Consider the following 17,440-nt stretch of genomic DNA (forward strand, 5'->3'; position numbering starts at 1 on the left):
CGTCCGTTACCGGTAGAAGGCTGCATCATCCAGGGATGGTCGTTCGGCAATGCAAGTCATTCACCGACCATGTATCGGATTTATCGCACTGGCTGTCACAAATGGCAATTTCATGCATAATCTCTCATTTAAGATATTGAAATGTATCCAATTATTATATTGGTAGGACCATATATCATTTCGGTTGACAGAATGCTGCCTAAAACCCGATACTAATTCGGCTTCGTAAAAAGCGAAGAAAATGGGAGGATGCCGAAATGAACGCTGCAAAGGCGCTTTTATTGTCGGGTGTTGCGGGGCTGGTTATGGGAACCGCTGCGCAGGCTCAAGAAGCACAGGATTCAACCGCACAACCCTCGCAATATGCGGATATCATCGTGACCGCGAACAAGCGGCAGGAAAATATCAACAAGGTCGGTTTGACCATCACCGCCATCAGCGCGGACCAGTTGCAGGAACGCAAGATCGTTTCCCTTTCCGACGTTGCGTCCGCCGTTCCGGGCCTGACCTTCACGCCGTCGGTCACCAACACGCCCATCTTCACGCTGCGTGGTGTCGGCTTCAACGAAAGCTCGCTGGGCGTCTATCCGGCCGTGTCGGTCTATATCGACCAGGCGCCGCTGCCTTTCCCGGTCATGGCGTCACATGCCGCCTTCGATCTGGAGCGGATCGAAGTGCTCAAGGGGCCACAGGGCACCTTGTTCGGCCAGAACGCGACCGGCGGCGCGATCAACTATATTGCCGCCAAGCCGACCGATACATTCGAAGCCGGCGGCGACATCACCTATGGTCGTTTCAACCAGATCGATGGCAACGCCTATATCAGCGGGCCGTTGACGGATAATCTGAACGGCCGCATCGCCATGACGGCGCATCATCTCAACGACTGGCAATATAGCCTCACGCGCCCGACCGACACCAACGGATCGCAGGATTATATCGCCGGCCGAATCCTGCTGGACTGGCAGGCGTCGGAGCGGCTGAAGCTGGCCTTCAACCTGAACGGGTCGCGCGACACGTCTGATCCGCAGGCGATCCAATATGTGGCGATGAGCCCGACCGACTTTACCAATGTAAAGCCGATCTACGCCAACCAGCCCTTCGCCTATGGCAATGCGCGCGTCGCCGACTGGACCCATTTTTCGGTCGATCCCTATGGCGGCCCGGCCGGCACGCCAACGGACGAACTGGCCGATTTCTCGCCCAAGTCGAAGCGCACCTTCATTCAGGCTTCGGTCCGTGCGGATTATGACCTGACCGACGACATGACGCTGACGTCGATCACCACTTATGACCATTTCAAGCAAAATCAGCGTACGGATGGCGAGGGCGTGGCCGCGGTCGGTTTCGACCTTCAAAAGTCGGACGGCAAGTTGACGTCGTTCAATCAGGAATTGCGAATCGCCAACGCCAGCACGTCGGCGCTGCGTTATATCATTGGCGGCAATTATGAGCGCAGTACGACAAGCGAGCTTCAGCATCTGCGCTATTATGACAACGACACCAACAATGCCGGCTTGATGTTCATCAATTTCAGCGGTGACTTGATGAAGCAGAAAATCACCAACTATGCCGCGTTCGGTAATCTCGAATTTGATATCAGCTCGCAACTGACGCTCAAGGGTGGCGTGCGCTATACCCAGTCGAAGAACCAGGCCTATAATTGTGGCTTCACCGACGCGAACGGTTACGTGAACGACCTGTTCAATTTCCTGGGCGGTTTGCTCGGCACCGCACCGTTCACGCCGATCGGGCCAGAGGGCTGCTATACGCTCAATGACAATAATGTGCCGGGCGAACCCTTCCGCAAGACTTTGAAGGAGGACAATGTGTCCTGGCGCGTCGGCGTCGACTATAAGGTGACCGACACGACGCTGCTCTATGCCAACGTCTCGCGCGGCTACAAGGCGGGCAGCTTCCCGGCGCTCGCTGCGTCGGGTTATGTCGGCCTGCAACCGGTCGTGCAGGAATCCGTGACGGCCTATGAAGCAGGCTTGAAGGCTCAGCTGTTCGATCGTGCGGTGCAGTTCAACGCAGCCGGCTTCTATTATGACTACCGGAACAAGCAGATCCGCGGCAAGCTGCTCGATCCGCTCTTCGGTGTGCTCGATATCCTGATCAATATCCCCAAGTCGCGCATCTATGGCGGCGAAGCGGATGTCACGATCCGTCCGGCTGCCGGGCTGACGCTGTCGGGGGGAATCACCTATCTGAACTCCAAGTTGCAGAAGGGGCCGGTTTCGCCGCGCGATTACAACATCATTGGCGAAGTCGATGATTTCGGCGCCTTCGGCGATGCGCTGCCCTACACGCCAGAATGGTCAGGTACGGCATCGATCGATTATCACACACCGGGCGATGGCGGTCCCTTCGTTGGGGTATCGACCAATTTCCGCAGCTCCCAGGACGCCGCGCTCGGCGGCAGCCGGATCGTATGGCCCGACAATCCTGCCGAATTCCGCAAGCAGGCGCCGATCGGGCTGGTCTACAAGATTCCGGGCTATGCGACCGTGGATGCACGGCTTGGCTATGAGGCGCCCGGTGGCGCCTGGAAGGTCATGCTGTGGGGCAAGAATGTCTTCAACAAATATTATATCGCCGCAGTCGTGCCGGCGAGCGCCTCCGCCGGCCGTCTGGCGGGCATGCCAGCCACCTATGGCGTGACCATGTCGTTCAAGATCAAATAAAGGGGGCGACTGGCGCCGTTTCCATGTTGGGAGCGGCGCCATTTTTTGCGCCCAGTCGCACCAAGCGCGCGCTTGAACAGAATTGGCGGAAGCTATAAATCCGATATTATATCGGTTATTGAAATGAACGACATGGCGGCTCACGCATCCGTCCGGCGAAAGCAAGGGAGAGGTTCATGGACATTATCTACACGCCTGTTTGGCAGAACCCCGGTAACATCCGCAGCCCGCTTCAGTTCGTACAGGACGAATTGTCGCTGATGGAAAAGGTGGAGGGGCTGGGCTTCGATATCTGCTGCTCCCCTGAACATCATTTCGATATCGACTATTCGGCCTGTCCCGACAATTTCCTGCCGCTCAGCTATCTCGCGGCGAAGACGACGACGCTCAAACTCTGTCTGGGCGCGGTGATCCTGCCATGGAACGACCCGCTGCGCGTGGTCGAAAAGCTGGCGTTCCTCGACCATCTGAGCGGCGGCCGTTGCATCGCCGGTTTCGGCCGCGGCCTCGCCAAGATGGAATATAGCCATATGGGCATCCCCATGGACGAGTCGCGCGAGCGGTTCGACGAGGCGCTTGAAATGGTGTTGAGCGCGCTGCGCAGCGGCGTGATCGAGGGTACCGGCAAATATTATCCGCAGACCCCGACCCCGGTGCATCCCGCTCCGCGCGCGTCGATGGCGGACAGTTTCTGCGCCGTCGGCATGTCGCCCGAATCCTCCCGCACCGCCGGCGAAATCGGCGGTCGCCTGCTGACCTTCGTCACCAAGCCGCTGGACGGCATGCTGCCGCTGCTGAACGAATATCGCGACGCTTTCCGCGCTCATCATCCCAATCGACAGCCGCATATCATCATGGATGACTTCTATCTGATCCGCGAGGATGCCGACGAGGCGCGCGAACTGGCCTATATCTATGCGGGCAATTATTATCAGACCGTGGTTCGCCATTACGAGATGACCGGCGACCATTTTGCCAAGTCATCCGCCTATCAATCCTATGCCGAAGGGGCCGCCGCGCTGCGCGAAATGGGTGTCGAGGCAGCAGCCAAGGCCTATGTCGATGCACAGGTGGGCGTGGGCACACCAGCGCAGGTGCTGGCCCGCGTCGAAGAACGCCTCCGCGTCCTTGGGCCGGAAATCAGCCTGGCCGGCTGCTTTTTCTACGGCGGGATGAGCCGTGATGAGGCGATGGTGTCGCTCCAGCTATTTGGAGACAAGGTCATCGCGGATGCCAAGGCGATGGCGCGGGATTACGCGACGGCCGCGGCCTGACGCGCGTCATGGTCACCCTGTCTACCAGCGCCGCACACCGGCATGCAATCGATCTGTTTCGGGCGGCGACGCCCGAACCAACGGCGCCGATCGGTGCGTGGCGCGACGGGTTCGAAGCGCTTTGCGCGACCTTCCCCGTCGCAGACGACGCCCGTATCGAGGCGATCGACCTGAACGGGGTCGCCGCGCTTAAGGTGACGGCGGTCGGCGTTGGCGATGCCGATGGCCGTGCCGTATTGCATTTCCACAGCGGCGGCTATGTCATGGGCAGCGCGAGGGCCTATCGCAATTTCGCGGAGCGGCTATCGCGCGTCTGCGCCACGCCGGTGGTCGTGCCCGATTACCGGCTGGCGCCCGACCATGTCTATCCGGCCGCCGTGGACGATGCGATGACCGCCTATCGCGCCATGCTCGACCATCACGGCGCTGATCGGCTGATCGTGAGTGGCGACTCTGCTGGTGGAGGATTGGCGATCGCGGTCCTGATGGCGGTGCGGGACGCGGGCCTGCCGCTGCCGCTGGCGGGGGTCGCGATATCGCCGCTGCTTGATCTGGCGGGGGACGGGGAGTCGTCTGTCACCCTGGATGGCATCGATCCCTTGATCAACCGCGTGATGATCGTGGAAATGGGCAAGGTCTATATCGAGGATCGCGATCCACGCAGCCATCCTCTGGCGTCTCCCGTCTGGGGCCAGCATCATGGTTTGCCGCCGCTGTTCCTGACGGCCAGCGATGCCGAAGCGCTGCGCGATGACGCCGTGCGGCTGGCTGCGGGCGTGCGGGAAGAGGGCGGCGAAGTCGAACTCGTGCTGGCGCAAGGCATGGTGCATATCTGGACGCTCTTCCCATTCCTGCCAGAAGCAGATCGATCGCTGGACCAGATCGGCCGGTTCGTGCGCGGGCATTTCGCCAAGGCCTGACCGCCAGGTTCAGCCGCCGTGGCGTCTCTCACCGGGCCGCGCGCGCCTCCATCTCCAGCACCGCGATCAGTCGTTCGGCCATCTCGGTGCCCGCCTTGGTCAGATTCCTGGGCTTGCGATAGAGGAGCCAGGTGATGATGATCTGGTTGATGCCGCCGGTCAGCAGCGCGGCGGTTTCGTGAATATTGCGATCCCGCGCGATCCAACCTTCCGCGATCGCTTCATTGACCAGGAACAGCAGGACGCGCGTAAAGTCGTTGATGCTATGGCGCAGGTCCGTGTCGGTCACGAATACGCTGGGCCAGATTTCCAGATAGAAAAGGCGCGCCCATTCGGCATGTTCGCGCGCATAGTCGGCGGACATGACGAGGTAGAGCAGCATCCGCTCGCGGGTCGTCTTGTTAGCGGCCGCCACATGATAGCCTTCGAAAAATTCGGCGAGGTGGGACAGCGGCAGGTCATAGGCCAGATCCTCCTTGCTCTTATAATATTCGTAGAGGGTCGAGGCGGAAATGCCGGCTTCCGCTGCGATGTCGGCGATGCGGGATCGCGAAATGCCGTCGCGCGCAAAGACGCGCAACGCGCCGGTCAATATCTGCTGCTCCGTCCGCTTGCTGCGGTCCTGCTTACGCTCGGTAGCGCGCTTGGGCCGGTGCGATATTTCCTGCAACAAGCTATCCCAGCCATTGTCGGACTCCGGCACCGCCGACGGCTGGGCCGTAATCACGTCTTTTGCTGGCACTATGATCTCCATGATGAAGCCGTGTGGGGCGGGAAGCAGAATAGGCCACGACCTCCTTAAGTTCCATGCAGAATATTGGCGATCTTGGGAATATTCACGAAGAAATTTCGGTTTGAATCCGTCGGCGTCGCCGCGATCAGACCGCTTTCACTTCGGCGGGATCGACAGGATAGCGGCCAAGCGCGAGCAGCCCTGCCGCGCCGACCGCCAGCAGCAACGCGGAAAGGGTGAAGGCGATATCGTAGCTGCGCAGATGGTCGTACAGCGCGCCATAGGCCAAGGGCGCCGTACCTGCAGCTGCCGCGACGAACATGTAAAGCCTGCCATAGATGCGCGCGAAATCGGCGAGGCCGAAATAGCGCGCCACCAGAAAGCCCAGCATGTCGAACTCCATGCCGGTCGCCGCGCCCAGCAGCGCGGCGGCGACCGCATAGGCGGCAAAGCCGGCATCGCTCGTCATCAGCAGGCAAGCGCCCGCAGCCGGCAGCAGAATGATCGTCGCGATGAGCGGTGCCCAGACATGGTCGATCAGCAGGCCGACGATGATCCTTCCCGCAATAATGGCGCCGCCCAATATCCCCATGATCGTCACGGCCTCCGCCAGCGGCAGGCCCCGGTCGCCGAGGGCGGGGACGAGATTGGGAATGAGGCCGCCGACCGCCAGATAGATGGCCGCCGTGCTGGCCCCGATCAGCCAGAAACGACGATCGCGCAATACAGCACCGAGCGGCATGCCGGATCGGGCGGGGAGCGGGGCAGCGGTGCCACCCGACGCATACTGGCCCTCTCGCGGCAACACCCACGCGCAGAGCGGCAGGATGATCAACAGCGCAAAGCCCGCCAGCAACAGATAGGCGGTCCGCCATCCGCCCCATTCCATGCCCAGCATCACCAGGCGCGGCATCAGCGCAGCCGACAGGCCGCTGCCCGACAGGGCGATGCCGAGCGCCAACCCGCGGCTCGCCGAGAATCGCTCTGCGATCAGGCAACTCCATGTCACCGCGCTGGTCCCGGCACCGATCAGGGCGATCAGCGCATAGGCGAGGTAGAGATGCCATAACGACCCGCTGATCGTCGCCGCCAGTGCGAGCGCGCACCCCATGCCGATCAGGCCGGACAGGATCGCCCGCTTGAGGCCAATCCGCTGCACCAGCCATCCCGCGATCGGCCCGCCGGCCAGGCCCAGGCCGGTACTGCACAATATCGCACCCTGGATCGCGCCCCGGCTCCATCCGAAATCGGCCTGTAGCGGCGTGACGAACAGGCCGATCGTATAGACCGGAAGCGTCGTCGGCACGCAGGTAATGCCGATGACGGTCAGCAGCACCAGATGCCAGTTGTGCCGCCATTCGGCCAGGGACGCGCCGCCCGTCAAAGGGCGGTCAGCCCGCCATCGATGATATATTCGGTGCCGGTGATGAAACTGGCCTCGTCCGACGCCAGGAAGACGACCAGGTTCGACACATCCTCCACTTCGCCCACGCGCTTGATTGGCACCGATCCGCTGGCGATCCTGATCTGATCGTCGTCCAGCGCCTGCGTCATCATTGGCGTGCGGATATAGCCTGGATGGACGGAGTTCACGCGGATGCCATGTTCGCCATATTCGATCGCGGCCTGTTTGGTGATGCCGCGCACCGCGAATTTGCTGGCGGCATAGGCGACATTGGGCGTGCCGTAGATGGCGACGATGCCGGAAATGGAGGAGATGTTGACGATGGCGCCGCCGCCCGCGCGAATCATCGACGGAACCACATATTTGATGCCCAGGAAGACGGACGTCTGGTTGATCGCGCACACCTTCAGGAAATCGGCTTCGGACAAGTCGGCCGCCTTGGCGACGGGGCCGATGATGCCGGCATTGTTGACGAGCGCGCTGACCGGGCCGAAATGCCGTTCGGCCGTTTCTACGACAGTCCGCCAGTCCGCTTCGCTCGTCACGTCCTGCTGCACGAACAGCGCATTGTCGCCCAGTTCCTCGGCCAGGGCTGCGCCGGCGGCTTCGTTGATATCGGTAAACAGCGTCCTGGCACCCTCGGCCACGAAGCGGCGGGCATGGGCCGCGCCCATGCCTTGCGCCGCGCCGGTGATGATCGCCACCTTGTCCCTCAATCGCATCATCGCTCTCTCCAAAACCGATTATTTATCGTAAAGTTATCCTAATAATTCTGTGATGCCAGATTTTACAGTAATATCCCATCCAAAATCCGACGAAAAATCTTTTAATTATTGGCCGTGGTGGATAAGGTGCCGGCCGATGCAGGGTGCCACAGCGCCCGCCTAAAGGAGAGAGATATGGCTTCGGACATGACCGCCACGGCGACGGTGTTGGCGCAACAGCCCGACAATGTGCCCGATGATCGCGTCTTCGACTTCGACATATATCGTGATGTTCCAGAAGGTAGCGATTTTCACGCCAGCTGGCACGCGCTGATGGGCGAAGTGCCCTATCCGCTGATGTGGACCCCGCATAATGGGGGACATTGGGTCGCGTTGCGGGCGGATATTTCCGATGTGGTGATGTCGGATTCCGATCGCTTTTCCAACCGCACGGTGCTGGTGCCCAAGGATACGGCAGGGGAGGCCTATCGCCTTATCCCGCTGTCGCTCGATCCGCCCGAACATCGGCCCTTTCGCAATCTGCTTAACGAAAATCTGGGGCCAAAGCCGCTCAAGCCAATCGAGGACAGCATCGTTGACCTGACGGTCAGCCTGATCGAGGGATTCCGGGCGAAGGGGCAATGCCATTTCGTGGAGGAATTTGCCGAGCAACTGCCCGTCCGCATCTTCATGCAGATCGTGGACCTGCCGCTGGCGGACCTGCCCAAGCTCAAGCATCTGGCCGATCAGTTCACCCGGCCCGACGGATCGCTCACCTATCCGCAAGTCTCGCAGCTGTTTCGCGACTATCTGACCCCCGTCATCACGGCGCGGCGCGGCGCGGACGGGCAGGACATGATCAGCCGCATGGTGAACGGCCAGGTCGGCGGCCGGCCGTTGACCGATCTGGAGGCGCAGAATATCTGTATCCAGGTGCTGGTCGGTGGCCTCGACACCGTCGTCAACATGCTAGGCTTCACCTTCTCCTATCTCGCCCGCGACCATGATCTGCGCCGGGCGATCGCCGCTGATTCGTCGCGGATCGACGACGCGCTCCTCGAATTTTTCCGTCGGTTCCCGGTCGTCTCCTCCTCGCGTGAGGTGAAGCGTGATGTCGCTTTCGAGGGCGTGGAGCTGAAGGCGGGCGAGATGGTGATGGCCCCGACCGTCGTCGTCGCACTGGACGATGCGATGAACGACGATCCGCTCGCATTCCGCCTCGGCCGGACCGCGCGCAAACATTCCACCTTCGGCAAGGGATCGCACACCTGCCCCGGCGCGCATCTGGCGCGGATGGAAATGAAGACCGTGCTGCGCGAATGGTTCGCCCGCATCCCCGAATTTCGGTTGGCGAAGGACGAACCGCTGCGCTTTTCCAACGGCATCGTCGGCAGCGTGAAGCCGTTCACCTTGGAATGGGATGTTTGATCCCGCTCACTAATAAGGACATTCGATACGATGACCGCACCTGTCCTGCGCCGCGCGACATTCGGTGCCTTCACTATGGACGTCATGGACGATGGCGTGGCGCTCATCCTGTTTGACCGGCCGCCGGTCAATGCGGTGTCGATCGACGTCTATGAGGCCATCGGCGCCATCACGGATCATGTCGCGGCAAGCGAGGATATCAGGGCGATTGTGCTGGCCGCGCCGCCGGGCGCGCGCGCCTGGTGCGGCGGCGCCGACCTGCATGATTTCGACGGCATCGACGTCGCGGGGCGCAAGGCGCGCTATGACTTCATCAATGCCCAGTTGCCGCGCTTCTACCAGCTCGACCGGCCGGTCATCGCCGCCATATCGGGTGCGGCGATCGGCATCGGCATGATCCTGGCGGCGCTGTGCGACATGCGCATCGCGGCCGAAGATGCCGCCTTCGCCTGCCCGGAGATCGATTATGGCTTGGTTGCAGGCGGGGCGGGCCTGTTTGCACATGTGAATATGCCCGAAGCCAAGATCCGCGAAATGCTGTTCAGCGGCGCACGCTTCACCGCGCGCGAACTCGAATCGACGGGGTTTTTCAACTATGTCCTGCCGGTCGCCGAGGTGCTGCCTCGCGCCATGGCGCTGGCCCGCAGCATTGCGGGCAAGAGCCTGCCTGCGATCCGCGCGCGCAAGGTCGCGTCCGCCCGGCTGGAGGGCATGAGCTGGACCGAAGCCTATCTGGATGCGCAAGCCTTCACCGCGCAACTGACCACCGGCAGCGATGGCGCGGAAGGCGTGCGCGCCTTTCTGGACCATCGCCCGCCGCGCTATGAGGATCGCTAGGTTATTCTTCCCTCAGCATTACCGACGGACTTCATTCTCCAGCATCGCGATCAGCCGTTCGGCCATTTCGGTGCCCGCGCGCGTCAGATTCTTGGGCTTGCGATAGAGTAGCCAGGTGATGATGAGCTGGTTCACGCCGCCGATCAGCAGCGCCACCGTTTCATAAGGATTGCGGTCCGGCGAAACCCAGCCTTCGGCGACGCCCTCCTTCACCAGGAACAGGATGACGCGGGTAAAGTCGTCGATGCTGTGGCGCAGCTCGGTATCGCTGACGAAGACGCTGGGCCAAATTTCCAGATAAAGCAGCCGCGCCCATTCGGCATGTTCGCGCGCATAATCCGCCGACATCACCAAATAGAGCAGCAGCCGCTCGCGCGCAGACGTGCGGCTGGCCGCGTTCGCATGATAGCTTTCGAAAAATTCGGCAAGGTGGGACAATGGCACATCATAGGCCAGATCCTCCTTGCTCTTATAATATTCGTAGAGCGTCGAGGTGGAAATGCCGGCCTCTGCCGCGATGTCGGCAATCCGCGATCGGGAAATGCCGTCGCGCGCGAACACCCGCAGCGCGGCATTCAATATCTGCTGCTCGGTGCGTTTGGCGCGGTCCTGCTTGCGCTCCGTCGCCCGTTTGGGGCGATGGGCGATTTCCTGCAACAGGCTGTCCCACGCGCTTACGGTGTCTGATGCGATCTGCTCCGATTCGCCCACCACCTCTTTTGTCGCCACGAAGGCCCTCCAAGTCCAGCGCCGCCCAATACACGCTTCTGTCACACTCTACTGCCTTGGCTTGGCATCACCTGCAACCCTAAAGCCTGACGGGTGCGGGAAAATTGCCATGGAGGATAGTGGACGCGCGCGGCTAAAATGGCGGAAAGCGGGCACTTGCGGAAGCTCAGTCTTCAACTGGACGAGGTTTTCCGATAAAACGTCGATTTTATAATTGACGTCGAGCGGGGCAGGATGTAGCTAGATCGGCATAAGAGAACAGATTGCTGGGCCAGACGGCGCAGAATGGAGGAGAGGAAGATGGGTCGTTGCCCCACTATTTCCCTATGCCTTTCCAGAATTACAGGCCGTTTGTCCTGTGTTTCCGCGTGCCGGGAGAATGGGTATGGTTGACGTCGCCGCCGCGGCAGAGGCGCTGATCCAGGCCTATAACGCCAAGGATTTCGACGCGATGGAGCGCATGATCGCGCTCAATCTCGATTTTGCGCATTTTAACCGGGCATTCGTGATGACCAGTCGCGATGCGTTGCTCGCGGTGCTGCGCGATTTTGCCGGCAGCTATGTGCCGGACCGTCATTTCGAAGCGCCCGAACGGGTGACGGTGGCGGGCGACATCGTAGTGCGTGAAGCCTGGTATGTCGGGACGGCCAGCGTGGACCTGCCCGGCTTCGGCGCGGCGGGAGAAGCCTTCCGCCTGAAATTTTGCAGCGTGATGCGGTTTGATGCGGCCGGCATATTGGTCGAATGGAAGGACCATGGCTGAGGCCTGCCCTCAGCCATAGGATAATATTTCGCAGAAGAGGTGAGTGATGCAGGTTGGGATGTTCCAGACGCCGTTCGTGCGCCCAGAGCGTACGCCGCGGCAGGTGTTCGAATGGGCGCTGCGTCAGGCGGTGCACGCGGACAAGATCGGCTTCAGCGAATATTGGGTCGGTGAGCATGGCACGCTGAATTGGGAGGGGATTCCCAGCCCCGAACTGGTGATCGCGGCCGCTGCGCTGCAGACCAGCCAGATCAAGTTCGGGCCGCTGGCGCATCTTCTACCCTATCATCATCCGGCCACGCTTGCGATCCAGACCGCCTGGCTCAGTCAGATACTCGAAGGACGCTATATGCTGGGCGTCGCCACCGGCGCCTATCCGACCGACGCCGCCGTGCGCGGGATCAAGGACATGTCGGGCAACCACGCGATGATGCTCGAAGCGATCGACATCATGGAGCGTGTCTGGAAGGGCGAGCCCTTCGAATTTGAAGGGCAGTTCTGGAACGCGGGTTTCCCGCAAGCCAATCCCAACAAGCCGCTGCGCGACGTCCGCCCCTGGGGCGGGACGATGCAGATGGCGATGACGGGGCTTAGCGCGCCGTCGCCCTCGATCGGCTTTGCCGGCACGCATGGCTTCCTGCCCGCGTCGGTCTATGCCGGCAATCCCTTCCTGCGCAGCCATTTCGAAACCTATCGCGACACGATGAAGGCTGCGGGACGCGAATCCGACCGGTCGGCCCACCGCGTCGTGCGCGACGTGATCGTCGCCGACACCGACGAGGAAGCGCGCAAGCTGGCTACCGAGGGCGGGATCGGCCTTGCCTGGAAGGAATATATCAAGCCGACCTATGAGCGCTTCGGCGTCCTCCAGGGCCTGCTGCATGATCCGTCGGTCGATCCGGCGGACGTGGATGCGGACTATCTGGCCGAACATGTCTGGATCGTCGGATCGGTCGAAACCGTGCGGCAGAAAATGGAAGCCTGGTTCGGCGAACTGGGCGGACCGTTCGGCACGCTGCTGGTCTACAGCCACGATTATATCGACAATCCTGAACCCTGGGAGCGGTCGATGGAACTGCTCGTCAAGGAGGTCGCGCCCAAATTGTCGGACGCCAAGCAGACGGTAACGACCTGACCCATGGGCAGGCTCGCCGGCAAGGTCGCCATCATCACGGGCGCAGCGCAGGGCATGGGCGAAGCCCATGCGCGGCTGTTCGTGCAGGAGGGCGCAAAGGTCGTCCTGACCGACGTGAACGAGACGGGTGGAACGGCGCTGGCCGCGGAACTGGGCGACGCTGCGCTCTTCCTGCGCCACGACGTAGCCCGTGCGCAGGACTGGACCGATGTCGTCGCCACGGCGGAAAGCCACTTCGGTCCGGTCACGGTGCTGGTTAACAATGCCGGTGTCATCGGCCCGGTGAAGGGCCTGCTGGATTTCGAGGAGGCCGAGTTTTTGCAGGTCTGCGCGATCAACCAGCTGGGCGTGTTCCTGGGCATGAAGGCGGTCGTTCCCGGCATGATCGGGGCGGGTGGAGGATCAATCGTCAACATCTCCTCGATCGCTGGGATGCTGGGGACAAAAGAATCCTCGAACGCGGCCTATTGCGCCAGCAAATTTGCCGTGCGCGGCATGAGCAAGCTGATCGCGACGCAGTTCGGCCATGCCGGCATCCGGGCCAATTCGGTGCATCCGGGCTATATTTTGACGCCGATGATGATCGCCGCGACTGACGAGCATGGCGGCGGCGCGGCCGCGGCCATCCCGCTCGGCCGCCTGGCCCAGCCTTCGGAAGTGTCCAACGTCGTTCTTTTCCTGGCGTCGGACGAAGCCAGTTTCGTGTCGGGGGCCGAACATGTGGTCGACGGCGCGATGATCGCCGGTTGACGGCGCAACAAGCAGAAGGCCCGGCAAGCGGCCTGCATAACGGATCTCGCATAAGCGTAGACGGGAGGTGAGGATAACATGAACAGGACGATATTCGCGACACGGGTTTCCGTGTTGGCCCTAATGGCGACTTCGGCGCCGGCTTTGGCCCAGACGGCCCCGGCCGCACCGCAGGCACCCGCGGCACCCGCCGCCAACAGTGCCGACATCATCGTGACCGCCAACAAGCGCGAGCAGTCGGTGAACAGCGTCGGCCTCACCATCACCGCCGCGTCGGCGGAGGAATTGTCCAATCGCGGCATTTCCGGGCCGGCGGACCTTGCGAAGCTCGTGCCCGGCTTCACCTTCACCCAGTCGATCTACTCGACCCCGGTCTTCACCCTGCGCGGCATCGGCCTTTATGATGCGACCTTTGGCGCGGCACCTTCGGTTTCGGTCTATACCGACCAGATTCCGCGCAACGTGCCGGTGATGTCGGACGCTCTTGACCTCGATATCGAGCGGGTCGAAGTGCTCAAGGGGCCGCAGGGCACCTTGTTCGGGCAAAGCTCCACCGGCGGTGCCATCAACTATATCGTCGGCAAACCGACCGACGATTTCGCCGCCGGGTTCGACGCATCCTATGAACGGTTCAACCGCGCCGAATTGTCCGGTTTTGTCAGCGGCCCGCTGGCCGACGGCGTGCGCGCCCGCCTGGCGGTGAAGGGCGTGTCGGGCGGTGCCTGGCAGCGCAGCCTGTCGCGGCCGAACGACGAAAATGGCGATCAACGCAAGTTCATGGGTCGTTTCACCCTGGACATTCAGCCGACCGAGCGGTTGAAGATCGAATTGATGGCAACCGGATCGCGCGACCGCTCCGACCCGCTGGCCCCGCAATATGCCGGCACCACGCTCAATCTCTACCCGGACCAGGCCGCCGCCGCTGCATCGGGCAATCCCTTTGCGCAGGTCGATGCCCAGCGTTATGCGGATCTCACTACCCCGACATCGGCCGGTTACGACGCCTCTTTCATCGGACGCCAGTCGGTGACGGTCGGTCGGCTGAACGGCGCAGATGCCGCCAAGGCCGCCGGAGCGCGCGCGCTCCTGGGCACACCGGTCAGCAACCGGGCGCGGGACGCAGAGTGGACGCAAGGCTTTCTGGGACGCTCGCGCAACAGCTACTACCAATTGGCCGGTCGCGCCGATCTCGACCTGAGCGACACGCTCAAGCTGACCTACATTGCCGCCCTGGCGAAGCAGAAACTGGACTATAATCAGGATCTGGACGGCACTGCCGCCCAGGTCGTCGATGTGCCTTTGTTCGGCGACGTGCGATCCTTCAACCAGGAACTGCGCCTGTCGCTGGACACGGACAGTTTCAACGGCATCGTCGGCGCCAGCTATGATAATCTGCGCACGTCGCAGAACAACTTCTTCTATCTCGGCGATTATTCGGCGAACGCAGACCTCATCTCGGTCACGCTCAACGAATTTGACTCGCGGATGCGCAGCTACGGCCTGTTTGCAAACGGCGAATATAAGGTAACGCCGCAACTGACCGTGCAGGGCGGCATCCGCTATACGAAGAACAAGCAGGAAGCGAGCTACTGCTACAGTGATCCGACGGGCACCGGCGCGGCCGTCCTGTTCGGTTCCGCCCTCAACAGCGTGCCGATCACGATCGCGGCGGGCCAGTGTTTCCCGACGACGGGCGACCTGCTGCTTGGCACCGCGGCATCGACGTTGACCCCGGTCAACCAGTCGCTGTCGGAGGATAATATCTCCTTCCGCATCGGCGCCAACTATAAGTTCGACGGCGGCACGCTGATTTACGCGACCGTCAGCCAAGGGTATAAGGCGGGCATCTTTTCGGCGATTGGCGCGTCCCGCGCAAACCAGTATAGCCCGGCGACGCAGGAAAAGGTCATCGCCTATGAAGGCGGCTTCAAGGCGCCGTTCGCCGATGGCGCGCTGCAATTCAACGGTGCGGCCTTCTATTACGACTATTCCAACAAGCAGGTGCGTGGCCGCGTGCAGGACACCATCTTCGGTCTGCTGGAAAAGATGCTGAACGTCCCCAAATCCTATGTCTTCGGTCTGGAGGGCGAACTGGTCGCACGGCCGACGGACGGATTGCGCTTCAGCGTCGGCGCCACCTATCTCAAGAGCAAGGTGAAGTCGGATTATTCCGCTACGGCTGACGGTTTCGCCGTCTATAACGCAGCGGGCTATACCGGCAATTTTAAGGGGTCTCAACTGCCCTACACCCCCAAGTTCAGCGCCAATGTCGACGCGCAATATAGCGTGCCGGTGTCGGACAGCCTGGAGGCCTTCCTGGGCGGCGGGCTCACTTATCAGAGCAAGCAGAACACGACCTTTTACAATGAAGGGCTGCCGGCCGACGACTTCACGATCGACGGCTATGCCCTGCTGGACGTGCGGGCAGGCGTGAACAGCAGCGACGGACGGTGGCGCGCGAGCATTTATGGCCGCAACATCACGAACAAATCCTATGTGACCGCCGTTTCGACCTATCTCGACACGCTCATCCGTTATCGGGGCAAGCCGACCGTCTATGGCCTGTCGCTCTCCTACAAATATTGAACTCCCCCGCTGGGCGCGGCGGCCGATCCGGTCGCCGCGCTCTTCTTTTTCGGAAGGTGCCGATGACCGGACATGATTTTCCTGATGCGCTGAAACAGCTGCTCGACGAGTTTTCGCGGTCGGGAATAAGAGAATTGCATATCCGCAAGCCGGATTTCGAACTCTATGTATCGACCGATGCGTCGGCCGCGCGTCCGCAGGCGGCCATGACTGTCGCCGCGTCGGCGTCCGCGCCGGCCGCCCAGCCCGCCGCGACACAGAAGCCTATCGCAGCGCCCATCGCGCCCATATCGTCGCTGCCGGATGACGCCGTCATCATCAATGCGCCAAACCTCGGCACCTTTTATCGCGCGCCCAAGCCGGGCACCGCCAACTATGTCGAGGTCGGATCGAAAGTGCAGGCCGGCGACGAACTATGCCTGATCGAGGTGATGAAACTCTTCACCGCCGTCCGCGCTGGCGCGTCGGGCACGGTCCATGCCGTCCTGGTCGAAGACGGCGCGATGGTCGAAGGCGGCCAACCCCTATTTGCGCTGGTGAGGGACTGATGCCGATCAAACGACTTTTTGTGGCGAACCGGGGCGAAATCGCGCTCCGCATCGTCCGCGCCGCGCAGGCGCTTAATATCGAAACGGTGGTGGCCGTGTCGGACGCCGACCGCGACAGCGCGGCCGCCCGGCTGGCCGACCGGTCGATCGTGCTTGGCCCGGCGGCCGCCGCCAAATCCTATCTCGACCCGCGCCTGATCGTCCACGCCGCCAAGGAAAGCGGCTGCGACGGCCTGCATCCCGGCTATGGCTTCCTGTCCGAACGCGCCATCCTGCCGCGCCTGTGCGCGCAACATGGCATCGCCTTCGTCGGGCCGGAACCCGACGTCATCGACGCGCTGGGCGACAAGCTGCGCGCGCGCGCCATGGCGGGGGCGGCTGGCGTGCCGCTTGTGCCGGGCAGCGAGTGCATTGCCTCCGCCGCGGACGCCCGGCGGGAGGGTGACCGGATCGGCTATCCGGTCTTGCTCAAGGCGTCTGCCGGCGGCGGCGGCCGCGGTATGGTGATCGCCCATAATGGCGACGATGCGGAAGCCGGCTTCCACAAGGCCAGCGCGGAGGCGGTCGCCGCCTTTGGCGACGGCACGCTGTTCATGGAACGCTTCGTGCCGGAAGCGCGCCATGTCGAGGTGCAGTTGATGGGCGACGGCAAGGGCCAGGTGCTGCATTTTGGCGAGCGCGACTGTTCGGTCCAGCGCCGCTACCAGAAACTGATCGAGGAAGCGCCCTGCGCCGCCATGCCCGATCATCTGCGCCGCCAACTCCATGCATCCGCGGTCGCGCTGGCTGCCAGCGTCAATTATCGCAATGCCGGCACCGCGCATTGCCTCACCCTTTTTGCTCCTGAGTGACAGGCCGTTGCCTCATCTAGAATGCTCCCGGCAACGGTCGGGAGGGAACGATGAGGAAGATGAGCATGGCAACGCGGAAAGAATTGATCG

The 17,440-nt window shown here is 62.0% G+C and carries 15 protein-coding genes; 11 read left to right on the forward strand and 4 right to left on the reverse strand.

What is annotated here, in order from left to right:
* Positions 1–257 precede the first annotated feature (257 nt).
* From HHL08_RS18145 to HHL08_RS18155, 3 genes are all read left to right on the forward strand, one after another.
* Positions 258–2,687: a TonB-dependent receptor gene (locus HHL08_RS18145; protein WP_169574443.1), complete on the forward strand. Its 2,430-nt coding sequence runs from the start codon at positions 258–260 to the stop codon at positions 2,685–2,687.
* Positions 2,688–2,863: 176 nt separating this feature from the next.
* Positions 2,864–3,961: an LLM class flavin-dependent oxidoreductase gene (locus tag HHL08_RS18150; RefSeq protein WP_169574444.1), complete on the forward strand. Its 1,098-nt coding sequence runs from the start codon at positions 2,864–2,866 to the stop codon at positions 3,959–3,961.
* Between the two features lie 8 nt (positions 3,962–3,969).
* Entirely contained in the window at positions 3,970–4,881 is a 912-nt protein-coding gene (locus tag HHL08_RS18155; RefSeq protein WP_169574445.1) for an alpha/beta hydrolase, read from the forward strand.
* A gap of 28 nt (positions 4,882–4,909) precedes the next feature.
* On the opposite strand, the gene HHL08_RS18160 is transcribed toward HHL08_RS18155, so the two are convergent.
* The 3 genes from HHL08_RS18160 to HHL08_RS18170 all read right to left on the reverse strand — a co-directional run bounded on the left by HHL08_RS18160 (position 4,910) and on the right by HHL08_RS18170 (position 7,744).
* On the reverse strand, positions 4,910–5,623 hold the full coding sequence (locus HHL08_RS18160) for a TetR/AcrR family transcriptional regulator (RefSeq protein WP_328804680.1): 714 nt from the start codon (positions 5,621–5,623) through the stop codon (positions 4,910–4,912).
* A gap of 136 nt (positions 5,624–5,759) precedes the next feature.
* A complete protein-coding gene (locus HHL08_RS18165) occupies positions 5,760–6,998 on the reverse strand; it encodes an MFS transporter (RefSeq protein WP_169574447.1) in 1,239 nt (412 codons plus the stop codon).
* Positions 6,995–7,744, reverse strand: a complete 750-nt coding sequence (locus HHL08_RS18170) for a glucose 1-dehydrogenase (RefSeq protein WP_206377964.1) — start codon at positions 7,742–7,744, stop codon at positions 6,995–6,997. The genes HHL08_RS18165 and HHL08_RS18170 overlap by 4 nt, the downstream gene beginning before the upstream one ends.
* Before the next feature lie 174 nt (positions 7,745–7,918).
* Here HHL08_RS18170 and HHL08_RS18175 point away from each other — a divergent pair, with 174 nt between their 5' ends.
* Both HHL08_RS18175 and HHL08_RS18180 read left to right on the forward strand, forming a co-directional pair.
* Complete coding sequence (locus HHL08_RS18175; RefSeq protein ID WP_169574449.1) at positions 7,919–9,151, forward strand: cytochrome P450; 1,233 nt, start codon at positions 7,919–7,921, stop codon at positions 9,149–9,151.
* A 30-nt stretch (positions 9,152–9,181) separates the two neighbouring features.
* The gene (locus HHL08_RS18180) at positions 9,182–9,988 is read left to right on the forward strand and encodes an enoyl-CoA hydratase/isomerase family protein (protein WP_169574450.1); all 807 of its coding nucleotides are present in this window, start codon (positions 9,182–9,184) and stop codon (positions 9,986–9,988) included.
* A gap of 18 nt (positions 9,989–10,006) precedes the next feature.
* On the opposite strand, the gene HHL08_RS18185 is transcribed toward HHL08_RS18180, so the two are convergent.
* A complete protein-coding gene (locus HHL08_RS18185) occupies positions 10,007–10,717 on the reverse strand; it encodes a TetR/AcrR family transcriptional regulator (protein ID WP_169574451.1) in 711 nt (236 codons plus the stop codon).
* 385 nt (positions 10,718–11,102) lie between these two features.
* Between HHL08_RS18185 and HHL08_RS18190 the strand changes: the two genes are divergently transcribed.
* The 6 genes from HHL08_RS18190 (at position 11,103) to HHL08_RS18215 (ending at position 17,350) form a co-directional block, all read left to right on the forward strand.
* The gene (locus HHL08_RS18190) at positions 11,103–11,480 is read left to right on the forward strand and encodes a nuclear transport factor 2 family protein (RefSeq protein ID WP_169574452.1); all 378 of its coding nucleotides are present in this window, start codon (positions 11,103–11,105) and stop codon (positions 11,478–11,480) included.
* 46 nt (positions 11,481–11,526) lie between these two features.
* Positions 11,527–12,615, forward strand: coding sequence for an LLM class flavin-dependent oxidoreductase (locus HHL08_RS18195; protein ID WP_169574453.1), 1,089 nt, complete (start codon positions 11,527–11,529; stop codon positions 12,613–12,615).
* A 3-nt stretch (positions 12,616–12,618) separates the two neighbouring features.
* Positions 12,619–13,365 (forward strand): glucose 1-dehydrogenase, encoded by a 747-nt coding sequence (locus HHL08_RS18200; RefSeq protein WP_169574454.1) that lies wholly within the window; start codon positions 12,619–12,621, stop codon positions 13,363–13,365.
* Positions 13,366–13,488: 123 nt separating this feature from the next.
* Positions 13,489–15,951, forward strand: coding sequence for a TonB-dependent receptor (locus tag HHL08_RS18205; RefSeq protein WP_235955121.1), 2,463 nt, complete (start codon positions 13,489–13,491; stop codon positions 15,949–15,951).
* Positions 15,952–16,013: 62 nt separating this feature from the next.
* On the forward strand, positions 16,014–16,499 hold the full coding sequence (accB, locus tag HHL08_RS18210) for an acetyl-CoA carboxylase biotin carboxyl carrier protein (RefSeq protein ID WP_169574455.1): 486 nt from the start codon (positions 16,014–16,016) through the stop codon (positions 16,497–16,499).
* A complete protein-coding gene (locus HHL08_RS18215; RefSeq protein ID WP_235955122.1) occupies positions 16,499–17,350 on the forward strand; it encodes an ATP-binding protein in 852 nt (283 codons plus the stop codon). Before accB ends, HHL08_RS18215 begins: the two co-directional genes overlap by 1 nt.
* Positions 17,351–17,440: the final 90 nt, after the last annotated feature.

The organism is Sphingobium psychrophilum (assembly GCF_012927105.1).
Lineage (GTDB): Bacteria > Pseudomonadota > Alphaproteobacteria > Sphingomonadales > Sphingomonadaceae > Sphingobium > Sphingobium psychrophilum.

Coding starts and splice junctions, on each gene's coding strand:
- HHL08_RS18190 (WP_169574452.1), top strand. CDS start 11,103: ATGGTTGACGTCGCCGCCGCGGCAGAGGCGCTGATCCAGGCCTATAAC.
- HHL08_RS18200 (WP_169574454.1), top strand. CDS start 12,619: ATGGGCAGGCTCGCCGGCAAGGTCGCCATCATCACGGGCGCAGCGCAG.
- HHL08_RS18155 (WP_169574445.1), top strand. CDS start 3,970: ATGGTCACCCTGTCTACCAGCGCCGCACACCGGCATGCAATCGATCTG.
- HHL08_RS18150 (WP_169574444.1), top strand. CDS start 2,864: ATGGACATTATCTACACGCCTGTTTGGCAGAACCCCGGTAACATCCGC.
- HHL08_RS18180 (WP_169574450.1), top strand. CDS start 9,182: ATGACCGCACCTGTCCTGCGCCGCGCGACATTCGGTGCCTTCACTATG.
- HHL08_RS18205 (WP_235955121.1), top strand. CDS start 13,489: ATGGCGACTTCGGCGCCGGCTTTGGCCCAGACGGCCCCGGCCGCACCG.
- HHL08_RS18175 (WP_169574449.1), top strand. CDS start 7,919: ATGGCTTCGGACATGACCGCCACGGCGACGGTGTTGGCGCAACAGCCC.
- HHL08_RS18215 (WP_235955122.1), top strand. CDS start 16,499: ATGCCGATCAAACGACTTTTTGTGGCGAACCGGGGCGAAATCGCGCTC.
- HHL08_RS18145 (WP_169574443.1), top strand. CDS start 258: ATGAACGCTGCAAAGGCGCTTTTATTGTCGGGTGTTGCGGGGCTGGTT.
- HHL08_RS18170 (WP_206377964.1), bottom strand. CDS start 7,744: ATGATGCGATTGAGGGACAAGGTGGCGATCATCACCGGCGCGGCGCAA.
- HHL08_RS18195 (WP_169574453.1), top strand. CDS start 11,527: ATGCAGGTTGGGATGTTCCAGACGCCGTTCGTGCGCCCAGAGCGTACG.
- accB (WP_169574455.1), top strand. CDS start 16,014: ATGACCGGACATGATTTTCCTGATGCGCTGAAACAGCTGCTCGACGAG.